The organism is Alteromonas gilva (assembly GCF_028595265.1).
Taxonomy (GTDB): domain Bacteria; phylum Pseudomonadota; class Gammaproteobacteria; order Enterobacterales; family Alteromonadaceae; genus Alteromonas; species Alteromonas gilva.
Window position 1 is genome coordinate 1961145 of sequence record NZ_JAQQXP010000001.1, and the last position, 13424, is coordinate 1974568.

At 48.2% G+C, this 13424-nt stretch carries 7 protein-coding genes; 5 read left to right on the top strand and 2 right to left on the bottom strand.

Annotated features, from left to right (window positions below; all coding sequences use genetic code 11):
- Positions 1 to 183 precede the first annotated feature (183 nt).
- Positions 184 to 2895 (top strand): TonB-dependent receptor, encoded by a 2712-nt coding sequence (locus tag OIK42_RS08640; protein WP_273639750.1) that lies wholly within the window; start codon positions 184 to 186, stop codon positions 2893 to 2895.
- A gap of 132 nt (positions 2896 to 3027) precedes the next feature.
- Complete coding sequence (locus tag OIK42_RS08645; protein ID WP_273639751.1) at positions 3028 to 4992, top strand: tetratricopeptide repeat-containing sulfotransferase family protein; 1965 nt, start codon at positions 3028 to 3030, stop codon at positions 4990 to 4992.
- Positions 4993 to 5005: 13 nt separating this feature from the next.
- On the opposite strand, the gene ppsR is transcribed toward OIK42_RS08645, so the two are convergent.
- Positions 5006 to 5818: a posphoenolpyruvate synthetase regulatory kinase/phosphorylase PpsR gene (gene ppsR / locus OIK42_RS08650; RefSeq protein WP_273639753.1), complete on the bottom strand. Its 813-nt coding sequence runs from the start codon at positions 5816 to 5818 to the stop codon at positions 5006 to 5008.
- Positions 5819 to 6006: 188 nt separating this feature from the next.
- Here ppsR and ppsA point away from each other — a divergent pair, with 188 nt between their 5' ends.
- Both ppsA and OIK42_RS08660 read left to right on the top strand, forming a co-directional pair.
- The gene (gene ppsA, locus OIK42_RS08655) at positions 6007 to 8379 is read left to right on the top strand and encodes a phosphoenolpyruvate synthase (RefSeq protein WP_273639754.1); all 2373 of its coding nucleotides are present in this window, start codon (positions 6007 to 6009) and stop codon (positions 8377 to 8379) included.
- A 317-nt stretch (positions 8380 to 8696) separates the two neighbouring features.
- Positions 8697 to 9731, top strand: coding sequence for an acyltransferase family protein (locus OIK42_RS08660; protein ID WP_273639756.1), 1035 nt, complete (start codon positions 8697 to 8699; stop codon positions 9729 to 9731).
- A gap of 134 nt (positions 9732 to 9865) precedes the next feature.
- Here the strand turns inward: OIK42_RS08660 and OIK42_RS08665 are convergent, their stop codons facing one another.
- The gene (locus tag OIK42_RS08665) at positions 9866 to 10111 is read right to left on the bottom strand and encodes a tellurium resistance protein TerC (RefSeq protein ID WP_273639758.1); all 246 of its coding nucleotides are present in this window, start codon (positions 10109 to 10111) and stop codon (positions 9866 to 9868) included.
- Between the two features lie 241 nt (positions 10112 to 10352).
- Here OIK42_RS08665 and ydiJ point away from each other — a divergent pair, with 241 nt between their 5' ends.
- On the top strand, positions 10353 to 13418 hold the full coding sequence (gene ydiJ / locus OIK42_RS08670) for a D-2-hydroxyglutarate dehydrogenase YdiJ (RefSeq protein ID WP_273641458.1): 3066 nt from the start codon (positions 10353 to 10355) through the stop codon (positions 13416 to 13418).
- The last annotated feature ends 6 nt before the right edge of the window (positions 13419 to 13424 follow it).

Here is a 13424-nt window from a genome sequence, read left to right on the forward strand (position 1 = left end):
TGTGTATTTTGTGATCCTGTTGTTGTTGATTTTCGTAGAGTAATCTCGATCTGGCACAAAACTGTGTCCCGCATAATAGTTAGTGCAGAAATATAATTTTTGTTCTGTTAAACTTTAAAAAGAACAATATAGATTAATAAAAATTATTACAGCTCACTTCAAATCAAATAGGATCTTAGATCTATGAGAAAAACACACTTAAGTTGTGCAGTCATTGCTGCTTTGGCATCGAACGGCGCGTTAGCGCAATCGAGCGAATCAAAAGCGACAATTGAGACCATCGAAGTAACTGCTACTAAACGTACCGAGTCTATCCAGTCTGTCCCGGTGGCTGTGTCAGCGTTAAGCGGCAGTGCCCTTGAAAACATGGGCATCGACAACTTCCAGGACTACGTTGAGTTTTTGCCCAACGTGGTATTCCAGGGAACTGGCCCAGGCCAGAATGAAATATATATCCGTGGTGCAGCAACCACACAATCAAGCATTACGCTGTCTTCTGTACAGGCCTTGCAACCGTCTGTCGCGTTTTATCTTGATGAAATGCCTGTTTCTATGGCGGGTCGTAACCTTGACGTTTACGCTACCGACGTGGAGCGTGTTGAGGTATTGCCGGGACCACAGGGCACGCTGTTTGGTGCCAGTTCTCAGGCCGGTACCGTACGTCTAATTACCAAAAAGCCTGATCACGCCGGGTTTGCAGCTGGTTTCGATACCAGCATCTCAACCACCAAAGGTGGTGATATGAGCAACTCGGTTGAAGCTTATATTAATATTGCACCAACCGATAATTTGGCCTTCCGCGTAGTAGCTTACAACGATAAGCAAGGCGGCTGGATTGATAACATCGAAAACGATCCTAATAACGGTGGTTATATTGGCAGTGCAGTAGTTATCGACCGTATTTCTGGCGGTGCCTTACAAGGGCAGGGTATAGACCCGGTCGCCATGGATAACCAACGCGTAACTAATGGCTTAACACGCAGTGAAGCACGCGTAGTCTCTCCACGTAACAGCCAGCACGTTGAAGACAACTTTAACGATGCAGTGTATTCCGGTGCGCGTTTTGGCCTGTCTTATATCATCAACAACCAGTGGGATTTGTTGCTGCAACATACCGCGCAAACGCTGGATACCGAAGGTGTATTTGCTTACGACCCAACAGTGGCAGGTGAGAGCTCAGCAATACGTTTTCAGGCAGATGAGAACTCAGACGAGTTTGGTTTAACTACCTGGACCCTCAACGGTAGTCTGGACATGCTCGATGTGGTGTATACGGGTGGTTACCTGGATCGCGAAATCGATACCCTGACAGATTATACCGGCTACACCAACGGCGGACTTTTCTCTGCTTATTACGTTTGTACCCACTATGAGACGCCGGATAACCCCAATGACGCGCGGTGTCTGGACCCTACCAAATATTATAAAGAAGACACTACCAGTACCCGTTTAACCCACGAGCTGCGTATCGATACCACCATGGATACCGCATGGCGCTTAACTGCAGGTGTGTTCTATGATGAACAGGAAGTGGCTTCTGTAGGTCAGTTTAAGATAGCCAGCCCGGAAATTTTTGAAAACCTGGCAAGTTCGTGGAACGCGCTGGCAGGTGATAAAGGCATTAACAGTGACGGCGGTCCTTTCTCGCCGGAAATCAGCTTTGTTAACGATATTACCCATACCATTGAGCAGATTGCTGTATTTGGTCAGCTGGAATACGACTTAACCGATAGCTTAACTGCCAGCTTTGGTGCGCGTTGGTATCAGATTGATGATATCTACCGCGGCGCAACCTCTACCCGTGACGTCACCAGCCGTCTTGAAGCCTACGGTCAGGGCGTAATGGATCCGTCTGTGTATGATGGCTTTAACCTGGATGGCCAGGGCGTTGTCGATGCCATTCAAAATGGTCAGCTGGATATCAGCCTGCTCGATGATGACGGCGTACTGACCGTTGATGACACCATTCTTAAGTTTGGCCTCGACTGGACAGTGAGCGATGACGTGCTGTTGTTTGCCAACTACTCAGAAGGTTTCCGTCCGCCGGTAACAAACCGTTTAGGTGGTGATGCCGCGGCCAATCAGTCTGGTGCCTTTGAAGGTTTCCGTATTCCGGTATATTCCACCACGGATACCCTGGATAACTACGAAATTGGTATGAAGGGTGATTTCCTGGATGGCATCGTACGGATCAACGCAACCGGTTACTACTCAGAAATCTCTGACTTACAAACTTCGCGCTTTGACCCCACAAACATCAGCTTCTTAGTATTTACCGATAACGTCGGTGATGCCGAAGTCAAAGGTATTGATGCGGATATTACCTGGCTGGCCACCGATGATCTGGTAGTGAATGCAGCATTCAGTGTACTTGATACCGAATTGGTCAGTATTAACCCAGAGCTGGAAGGTATTGCACCGGGCGTTGGTAGCAGATTGCCTTACTCTGCAGAGTTCTCAGGTAACGTAAATGCGCGTTATTACTTTGAGCTTGACGGCGGTCGTCAGGGCTTTGTGAATGCGTCAGTGTCTTACACCGGCGACCGTTTAGCCGGCATGGTCATGGACGCTTACGTAATGGAAGATGCTACGCAGTTAATCTACGGCGCGGGCTCTGGTCTTAAAATCGAAGACGAAGCAGCCGTGTTTGATGGTATAGGGTATACAGACGCTAACGGCAATGCATTCCGCGGTGGACGCTATGTGCAGGAAAGTTATCTGATCAGTAATATATCCGTGGGTATGTCAGACGATAGCTGGAAAGCAGAGCTGTTCATCGACAACGTGTTCGACGAGTCAGCCATTCTGAATATCGATACCCAGCAGTTTACGCCTAAGGTTGTTACCAACCGTCCGCGTACTGTAGGTGTTCGCTTCTCGTTTGATTACTATTAATAACGAGGCTATTCACGCTTAGTTGTTAAATGAGTAAGCAATCAGATAAAACGGCAGGCTTCGGCCTGCCGTTTTTTGTGGTAATTTGGGCATAATGTTTTTAAAAACGTCACATAACAACGATACAAAACTATGACGACACAGGATTTCCAGCAACAAATTAATGCGATAAAACGCGCCGTGCAGGGCTCTCAGTTGAGCCAGGCAACCGCGATGGTTGAGCAACTCAAGGCACGGTCGCTGGTGGCAGCGCAACGCGTTGAAGTACTCTATTTAGCCGCCGTTATTAATCGCCTCAGTGGTAGTCATGCAGCGGCGATTTCCGAGCTCAACGAATTACTTGCTTTGCGTCCTGATCACGGCCGCGCTTTTCAGGAGCTGGCATATAACCATCAGGCGACTGGCGATGCTCAACAGGCCGCCAGCGCGTTCTACCGGGCAACGCACTATAACCCGGCGTTACTGGCCAGCTGGAAGCAGCTACTGGCCATTTACCGCCAGCATAACGATGCTGCGGCTGAGCAGTTGGCCAGTCAGCAGATTGACTATTTGCAAGGCTTACCGCCACCAGTGCTTGGCGCTTATGATCTGATGTACGAAAAACAGCTGGGCGCAGCTGAGCAGGTATGCCGGCAGTTTTTACAGCAAAACAAGCACCACCCTGAAGCCATGCTGCTGTTAGCCGAACTGGGTATACAGCACAAGGTGTACCACGACGCCGAGTTCCTCCTCGAGAGCTGCGTTGAGCTGTATCCGGATAACCTGCGCGCAGTGATCAGTTACTTAAGTTTGCTCGCCAAGCTGGGTAAACATCAAAAAGTGGTCACAATCAGCGACAAGCAACTGAGTCGTTTTACTGACAATCTGCAAATCATGATGGCCAGGGCCAATGCACTGCTGGGATTAAATCAAACCGCACAGGCTGTCGATATGTTTAACGCCTTACTGGCCAGTGATGCCGATCGCCCGGCCGTATGGCTGGCTCTGGGGCATGCCTATAAAACCACCGGCGATACCGATAAAGCGACCCATGCCTATTTGCAGGCCGCGCATTATCATCCGCAATTTGGCGATGCTTACTGGAGTCTGGCCAATATGAAGTCTTATCGGTTTGACGACCAGTCCCTAGCTGAAATGGTCACTATTGCGCAGCAACCCTCAATCAGCATTGAGGACAACATCCACTTATGTTTTGCCCTTGGTAAAGGCTTTGAAGACAGCCAGGACTACGAAAAATCCTTTGCCTACTACAGCAAAGGCAATCATCTGAAATTACATTCGGTGCAGTATGATATTCGCCGCGCTGAGCAGGCGATTGAGGCACAAATGAAAGCCTGTCAGCCTGAGCTGTTCAGCGCGAAAAGCGGTGGCTTTCCGGCCCCCGATCCCATTTTCATCGTGGGTATGCCCCGTGCCGGCTCCACCCTGTTAGAACAAATACTGGCGTCACACAGTGATATTGACGGCACGATGGAGCTGCATAATATTCTCAGCCTGGCCTCGTCGGTGAGTGGCCAAAAGAAGCCGTATCCGTTTTGTTTAGCCGATCTTAGCACTGAGCAGTGTTATCAGTTGGGTAAGCAATATATTGAACAAACCCGTTACTACCGGGGTACCGGGTCGTTTTTTATCGATAAAATGCCCAATAACTTTATGCACATCGGCTTTATTAAACGTATTTTACCCAATGCGAAAATTATTGATGCACGGCGCGACCCCATCGATTGCTGCTTTAGTAACTTTAAACAGTTATTTGGCGAAGGGCAGGAGTTCTCTTATGGCCTCGATGAAGTCGCACGGTATTACAAAGCCTATATAAAACTGATGGACCATTGGGAAAGCGTGTTATCCGGTGAGGTATTGCGGGTTCAGCACGAGGATGTGCTGGATGATTTGGAAGGTCAGGTAAAACGCATGCTTGATTATCTTGGGGTGCCGTTTGAACCCGGCTGCCTTAACTTTCATCAAACTGAGCGGTTAATAAAAACGCCCAGTGCCGAACAGGTGCGCCAGCCCATTAACCGCCAGGGGCAGGGGCGTTGGCAGCCGTATCAGGCACAGCTGGCGCCACTGCTAAAGCATTTTGATAATGCCTGATGGCGCGCTTCGTTTAATACTTACGCCGCTGTAAGCCGGTTTCGGCCAGTATTTTGGCCGAGATCTCTTCAATAGAAAACTTGGTACTGTTCAGGAAAGGGATTTTTTCTTTGCGGTACAGGTTTTCCACTTCCCGTAATTCCATCCGGCATTGTTGCAGCGACGCGTAGCGGCTGTTAGCCCGGCGTTCCGAACGGATCTGGCTCAGCCTCGCCGCTTCGATGGTTAAGCCAAATAACTTTGACTTAAACTGACGCAACGCTGGCGGTAGCTTTAACATGTCGCCCATATCGTCTTCGGTAAACGGGTAGTTTGCCGCTTTTATCCCGTATTGCAGGGCCAAATAAAGGCTGGTGGGGGTTTTGCCAGAACGGGAAACCCCAACTAAAATGATATCAGCCTCATGGTAATCTTTTAAATTGGAGCCATCGTCGTTTGCCAGAGCATAGTTCACCGCTTCGATACGAATATCATAGGTTTTTTCGTGAATACTGTGGGTGCGGTGTTTCTCGGGCTTTGATGGCACACCAATGACTTTTTCCAGTGGCGCTACAAATTGGTCGAGAAAATTGTAGTTAATCCCTACAGAACGGGCAACGACACGACGGACGTCAGGGTTTACTACTGTGTAAAAAACGAGCGGCCTCTCTCCGGTGTCTTGAAAACTTTCAGATATTTTCTCGATCACTGCGTAGGCTTGTTCTTCGGTTTCAACAAAAGGAATTGTCTTATGATTGAATTCTGTAGGGAAAAGTGACAGTAAAGCGTGGCCAAACACCTCTGCAGTGATGGCAGTGCCATCGGATATGTAAAATGCGGTGCGCACAACAACTCCTTAACTTTGTCGTAAATTTATTACGAAATGAAATAAAATTTTACTTTTTTATAATCAACATTTTAGAATTTCCGTATGGAAAAGCCAGTCTGAATTGATGTTTGCGATTGTCTTAACCTCTACCCTACAAGTTCACAGTAAGTGAACGCAAAAAAATGTGACAAGCTGGAGGCTTAAAAGTGCAAGAATACGTACTTTGGTATCAAGAGTTAGGCATGCACGATGTTAATCGTGTGGGCGGTAAAAACGCATCGCTCGGAGAGATGATTTCAAACCTGGCCAATGCTGGTGTAAAAGTACCCGGAGGATTTGCCACAACAGCTTATGCATTTAATGAGTTTCTCGAACAAAGCGGATTGGATGCCAAAATCCATGAGGTTCTCGACGCCCTCGATGTTGATGATGTCAGCGCCCTCGCTGAAGCCGGTAAAAACATTCGTCAGTGGATTGTGGATACGCCTTTTCAGGGCAAACTCGAAGAAGAAATCCGCAGCGCGTTTGTCGATTTACAAGGCGACGCCGGCGAACAAGCCTCCTTTGCTGTGCGGTCATCGGCCACCGCCGAAGACATGCCCGACGCGTCGTTCGCAGGTCAACAGGAAACTTTTCTTAATGTAAAAGGCTACGAAGCGGTCATCGAGGCAGTCAAGCACGTGTACGCGTCGCTGTTTAATGACCGGGCTATCTCGTATCGGGTACACCAGGGCTACGATCACAAAGGCGTGGCGTTGTCGGCTGGCATACAACGCATGGTACGCAGCGACATTGCATCCTCCGGAGTCATGTTTACCATCGATACCGAATCGGGCTTTGACGATGTGGTATTTGTCACCAGTTCACTCGGTCTTGGCGAAATGGTCGTGCAGGGAGCCGTAAACCCTGACGAATTTTATGTTCACAAGCCAACCCTCGACAAAGGTAAGCCGGCCATCGTGCGCCGAAACCTGGGCAGTAAGCTGACCAAAATGATTTACTCTGCCGACCAGAGTCATGGCAATCAGGTCACCATTGTTGATATCGACCCTGCTGAAAGTAAACAGTTTTCACTTACCGACGATGAAGTTATGGCGCTGGCGAGACAAGCGCAAATCATCGAAAAACACTATGACCGGCCGATGGATATCGAATGGGCTAAAGATGGTGTAGACGGCGAACTGTATATTGTTCAGGCGCGTCCGGAGACGGTACGCAGCCGTGAAGATGCCCAGTCTATTGAGCGCTTTCAACTTAAAGGCACTGCCGGGATTATCTGTGAGGGCCGCGCTATCGGTCATAAGATTGGTGCAGGTGTTGCCAAAGTGCTTGGCTCCATTGATGAAATGGACAAGATTCAAGCCGGTGATGTACTGGTGACCGACATGACCGATCCCGACTGGGAACCGATCATGAAAAAAGCCGCTGCTATTGTCACCAACCGTGGAGGCCGTACCTGTCACGCCGCGATCATCGCCCGTGAGCTGGGTATTCCGGCAGTAGTCGGCTGTGCCAATGCCACCGAATCGATTGCGACCGGCGACAAGGTGACAGTGTCTTGTGCTGAAGGCGATACCGGTTACATTTATAATCAGGAACTGGAGTTCGACGTGACCACATCACGCATTGACTCAATGCCGGATTTACCCCTGAAAGTCATGATGAATGTGGGCAACCCGGATCGGGCTTTCGATTTTGCCCGACTGCCCCACAAGGGCGTTGGCCTGGCACGGTTAGAATTTATTATTAACCGCATGATTGGGGTTCATCCCAAGGCGCTGCTTAATTTCGATAGTCAGCCGCCAGAGCTGCAGTCCGAAATTAACGACATGATTGCCGGTTATGAGTCGCCCACCGAATTCTATATTCAAAAACTGGTAGAGGGTATTTCTACCATTGGTGCGGCCTTCTCGCCGGAAAAAGTCATTGTGCGGATGTCAGATTTTAAGTCTAACGAGTACTTTAATCTGGTGGGCGGCTATCAATACGAGCCAGACGAAGAAAACCCCATGTTAGGCTTCCGCGGCGCCAGTCGGTATATTTCCGAGGACTTCCGCGATTGCTTTGCGCTTGAGTGCGAAGCCATTAAGCGGGTACGTAACGACATGGATTTAACCAACGTTGAAATTATGATCCCCTTTGTGCGTACCGTGGAAGAAGGTCAACAGGTTATCGAACTGCTCAAGGGGCAGGGGCTGGTGCAGGGCGAAAATGGCCTGCGCGTTATCATGATGTGTGAGCTGCCATCCAACGCGTTACTTGCTGATAAGTTCCTCGATATCTTTGACGGTTTCTCGATTGGCTCTAACGATTTAACCCAGCTCACACTGGGACTGGATCGGGATTCAGGGTTAATTGCCCATTTATTTGAAGAGCGTAACGAGGCGGTAAAAGCACTGTTGTCCATGGCTATTCAGGCCGCAAAAAGGCGTGGCAAGTACGTCGGTATTTGTGGGCAGGGGCCGTCTGATCACGAAGACTTTGCAGCGTGGTTGGTAGACGAGGGTATCGATTCGGTTTCACTCAACCCTGATACCGTGGTTGAAACCTGGTTGTATTTAGCTGAACAACACAAGTAGACACCTGAGTCGCCATTAAATACCAGTGCTGTTATAAAACTGAGGCCTGTATAGTCCTCAGTTTTTTATTTTTGCAGCGGGGGTGACCAATCAATAACCCAGAGCGAGCCTATAGCTAATTTAGCTAAAGTACGTCGTTCATAGGTAATGTTTATACTTTTGTGTTCATAAGCCCGTTGTATATTTGAATTTTAATACAGAAGTGCTCAGGTTATCGAAAGTTAGTTTTTGATGACATATTCAGATAAACTCGCATGGTCCTGTGTGAAATTGTGAACAAACCGCGTAATCAAGGCCTGGGGTCGTACAGAGTGGATGTGAAGAGAGTCGCAGAACTGGATGGTGTAAGAGGGCTCGCTGCTATTGCCGTTGTGATTTACCACTATTTTTATCGTTATGATGAACTGTACGGTCACGACTTTACATTATCGAACTTCTTTGAGCTCAGCTATTATGGCCATTTCGGTGTTCACTTATTTTTCATCGTAAGTGGGTTTGTAATTTACTGGACTATCTCGCGATCCACGAATCCATTAGATTTCATTTGGTCACGCTTTAGTCGGCTCTATCCCCCTTTTTGGGTTGCTTTAATAGTAACCTTTGTTGCTTTGGCTGTTTTTTCTCTGCCTGACAGGGAAGTTGATGTCAGCACTTTTTTGCTAAATTCACTTATGTTTCATGAGTATTTAGGCGTGAAACATGTTGATGGGGTTTATTGGACACTCACCCTGGAGCTAGCCTTTTATTTTTGGGTGTTAGTTATTTTCTGGACTGGCAACATCCAGTATATTGAAAGAATATTGATAGTTTGGATGTGCTGCGCAACGATATTAACACTGCAATACGTTGATATTCAGATTATCGGCAGAGTCAGAAAATTTCTACTCCTCGATTATATTGAGCTTTTTGCCGCTGGAATTTGTTTTTATAATTATAAGTCAAAGACATATACCCGCCTGACTCATGTTGTTATGACATTGTCTGTTATGTCATTGTATTTTAGCTACTCGGTTAAAACTGCGACTGCTTTGTGCGTTTTTTATTTGCTTTTCATGCTAATCACTATCGACAAGGCGAAGTTTCTTAAAGTTAAATTATTAACTTACTTTGGTTCTATTTCATACGCACTGTATTTAGTGCATCAGAACATTGGCTATATCGTAATCCGTAAATTCTACGCGCAGGGTTTAAATCCCTTTTTGGGGATATTGTTGGCTTTTGCCTTATCGATACTTATTGCCAGCCTTATTATGTTTTATATTGAGCGGCCAAGTTTACGCGTGCTACGAGGCTTTTATAAAAATAATGAGAAAGTACATTCATTGAGAGACAAATTTAAAAAACTGACATAGCCAAACTATGCTCACAGGCTGGTTACGCAAGCGCGACTTGCGTTGGCGAATGGTTAAGCAGAGCTTAGTAAAGCTCTCACTTGCGGCGCGTAAAAATGAGTGGGAGAGTTTTATTCTTTCGACAATGGCGACAACTATCGAATGCGCGCTTTTCGTAATTTACGGTTGAGCAGAATTTGATCCAGGCGGCGCGCTGAGCGGCTCATCTGGCGCTGAAAAAACATTAACCAGCTGCGGGCTCTGGGCCAGTCATAACTCATCAACAGGAGGCCGCCAATCACCAGTAAAATTGAGCCAGGCAAAAGTGTAAGCACCAGGCCGCCTAAAAACAGCACTGCTCCTAAGGTTAATCTCAATACTTTTAATCCATGCCCTGTCATTGTTATTCCTCGTTAATCCACGCAGTTTTCTGAGCCTATTATGATCGAATTGCGCATAAAACCAATATTAAAACTGTAAACAAAAGTAACTGAACAATGGCTGAAGCCGGTGTGCAGCGCTGATTGATACATTAATTACCGTATTTGAACTGATTATTCCAGCGTAACGGATTTTTGTTTAAAAATTATATACAAGCCCTTTAGACTCGTTAGGAGCATGGGTATACTTGGCCACCTATTGATGTGTGAGAGACCCGCTTTGAATTTACCGGTAATTCCTGTTGAATCAACTCTTTCTGACGTATATCAGGCTTATATCGATGGTCTGCGAAAGTCTTCGTTTGCTGGCGATATAGAGTATAGCTATGGTAGCCGCCTGGCAGTGGCTACCGATAACTCGGTGTATCAAAAGCTGCCGCAGGCGGTAGTGCACCCAAAAGGTGTTAACGATTTACAAACGCTGGGGGAGTTGGCCAATCAACATCCGGCGGTTAAGTTCAGCGCCCGGGGAGGCGGTACCGGAACCAACGGGCAAAGTCTTACCGATGGCATTGTGGTAGATATGTCGCGGTACATGAATAAAGTACTGGAAATAAACCCCGAAGAAGGCTGGGTAAGAGTCCAATCCGGGGTAGTGAAAGACGCATTAAACGACGCGTTACGACCGTTTGGTTACTTTTTTTCGCCGGATCTCTCTACCAGTAACCGCGCCACCATTGGCGGTATGATCAGCACCGATGCCTCAGGTCAGGGCTCACTGGTTTACGGTAAAACCAGCGATCATGTGCTGGAGCTTACCTCTGTGCTGGGCAACGGTGAAATTCTTCATACTCAACCGATCAGCGTTTCCGAAGCCGAGGAAAAGGCCACGCGCAGTGACACCTATGGCCGTATTCTGCGGCAGGTGTTAAATACTTGTCGTGGTAAACGGCAGGAAATACTGGCTAAATTTCCCCGCATGAACCGGTTTTTAACCGGCTACGATTTAGAACATGCATATGACGCTGATAATCAGCGTATCGATGTTAGCCGCTTAATTACCGGCTCTGAGGGCTCGCTGGTGATGGTGGCCGAAGCCAAATTATCGCTTACCCGGATCCCTAAACATACCGCTCTGGTTAATATTAAGTACGACTCATTTGAGTCGGCGCTGCGCCATGCGCCGCGTATGATTGCCGCTAAGGCTACATCGGTAGAAACGGTTGACAGCAAAGTGCTTAATCTGGCGCGCACCGATATTATCTGGCACTCCATTGCAGAGCTAATCACCGATGTGCCTGGCAAGGACATGCTGGGCCTGAATATGGTGGAGTACAACAGCAACGATATCAACGAGATAGAAGAGCGCATCGCCAGGCTCGAAGAAGAACTCACCGCCGCGGCCAAGAGCGGAGAATATGGTGTAATAGGCTATCAGCTTACGTTTGAACGCGCTGATATCAATAAAATTTACGCGATGCGTAAAAAGTCAGTCGGGCTGCTTGGCAATACCAAGGGTAATAAAAAACCTATCGCCTTTGCTGAGGATACCGGTGTGCCACCAGAGAACCTGGCCGATTTTATTATGGAGTTCAGGGCGCTATTAGATAGCCATGGCTTGCAGTACGGTATGTTTGGCCACGTTGATGCCGGCGTGCTGCATGTTCGACCCGCCCTGGATTTATGTGATGTTGAGCAAGAAAAGCTGATGCATCAGATCTCTGATGAAGTGGTTGCGCTGGTGGCGAAATATGGCGGCCTGATGTGGGGCGAACACGGTAAAGGCTACCGCAGCGAATATGGCCCCGCTTTCTTTGGTGAGGAGCTGTTTGCTGAATTAAGGCGCATCAAGGGCGCGTTCGACCCGGCGAATAAGATGAACCCGGGTAAAATATGCACGCCGATTGCCAGCGACGATGAGCTGGTGAAGGTCAGTGATGTGAAACGTGCCACCTTCGATCGCACTATTCCTGTTGCCTTTAAAGAGGCTTTTAAGCCTGCTATGGACTGTAACGGCAATGGCCTGTGTTTTAACTACGACACCACCTCACCCATGTGCCCTTCGAGTAAAATTACCCGTGACCGCAGGCACAGCCCCAAAGGCCGGGCAGGTATGATTCGCGAATGGTTACGCTTGCTGGCACAACAGGGTGTTGATGCTGCAAGCTTAAGCGCTGACCAGTTTAAAACCAGTTTTTACACGCGCTGGAAAAATACCCGCAGCAAGGAGCAGGACTTTTCACACGAAGTGCTGGAAGTCATGAATGGCTGTCTGGCGTGTAAATCCTGTAGCAGTCAGTGCCCGGTTAAGGTGGATGTGCCCGAATTCAGAGCGAAGTTTTTATCGATATATTACCAGCGTTATTTGCGTCCGCTCAAAGATCATTTAGTTGCCAATGTTGAAAAGCTGACGCCGATGATGGCTAAATTCCCGCGCATCACCAACCTGTTGATGGACAATCGCGTGAGTCAGTCGGCGCTTGAGAAAATCGCCGGTTATGTGGATGCGCCGCCCTTATCAGTGCCCACACTGGCAAGCCAGGCGCAAGCAGTGGCGACTACCTTTGACATGGCGAGCCTGCGCGCGATACCCGACGCTGAGCGCGGCGATTATGTGCTGATTGTGCAGGATCCCTTTACCAGTTTTTACGATGCACAGGTTGTGGCCGATTTTGCCCGGCTGATTAAAGCATTAGGTAAAACACCGGTATTGCTGCCTTTTAAACCTAACGGTAAGCCGATGCACGTGGCAGGATTTTTAGACAAGTTCGCTGAGACCGCATCGGATACCGCCAGCTTTTTAAACAGTGTTGCTGAGCTAAACATTCCTATGGTGGGCGTTGATAGCCCGTTGGTGCTGTGCTATCGCGATGAGTACAAAGCTCTGGGCGCGGCTCGCGGCGACTTTACGGTGCATACCGTGCACGAATGGCTGGCTGAAATCCTGGCCGCCGAAAAGGCCTTTGATTTGCCGGACGCTGAGAGAGCTAACAGTACTACCATGGCACTGTTTGCCCATTGCACCGAAAAGACCGCGCTGCCAAAAACCGAGCAAATCTGGCAACAGGTATTTGCTAAAGTGGGCCAGCCGGTGGATGTTATAAAAGTAGGGTGCTGCGGAATGGCAGGCAATTACGGCCACGAAGCACAAAACAAATCTAACTCATTGGGTATTTACGCCATGAGTTGGGAGCAGGCGGTATCACGCTATAAACCGGCACAGATAATGGCAACCGGCTATTCGTGTCGAAGTCAGGTTAACCGCATAGAGAATTTTAAACCGCAACATCCACTCCAGGTGTTGCTGCAATGTATAACAAAAAAGTAGCTAACT

Bases quoted from the DNA above. Each gene is read 5' to 3' on its own strand.
- OIK42_RS08640 (WP_273639750.1), top strand. From the start codon at position 184: ATGAGAAAAACACACTTAAGTTGTGCAGTCATTGCTGCTTTGGCATCG.
- OIK42_RS08645 (WP_273639751.1), top strand. From the start codon at position 3,028: ATGACGACACAGGATTTCCAGCAACAAATTAATGCGATAAAACGCGCC.
- OIK42_RS08665 (WP_273639758.1), bottom strand. From the start codon at position 10,111: ATGACAGGGCATGGATTAAAAGTATTGAGATTAACCTTAGGAGCAGTG.
- ydiJ (WP_273641458.1), top strand. From the start codon at position 10,353: ATGTGTGAGAGACCCGCTTTGAATTTACCGGTAATTCCTGTTGAATCA.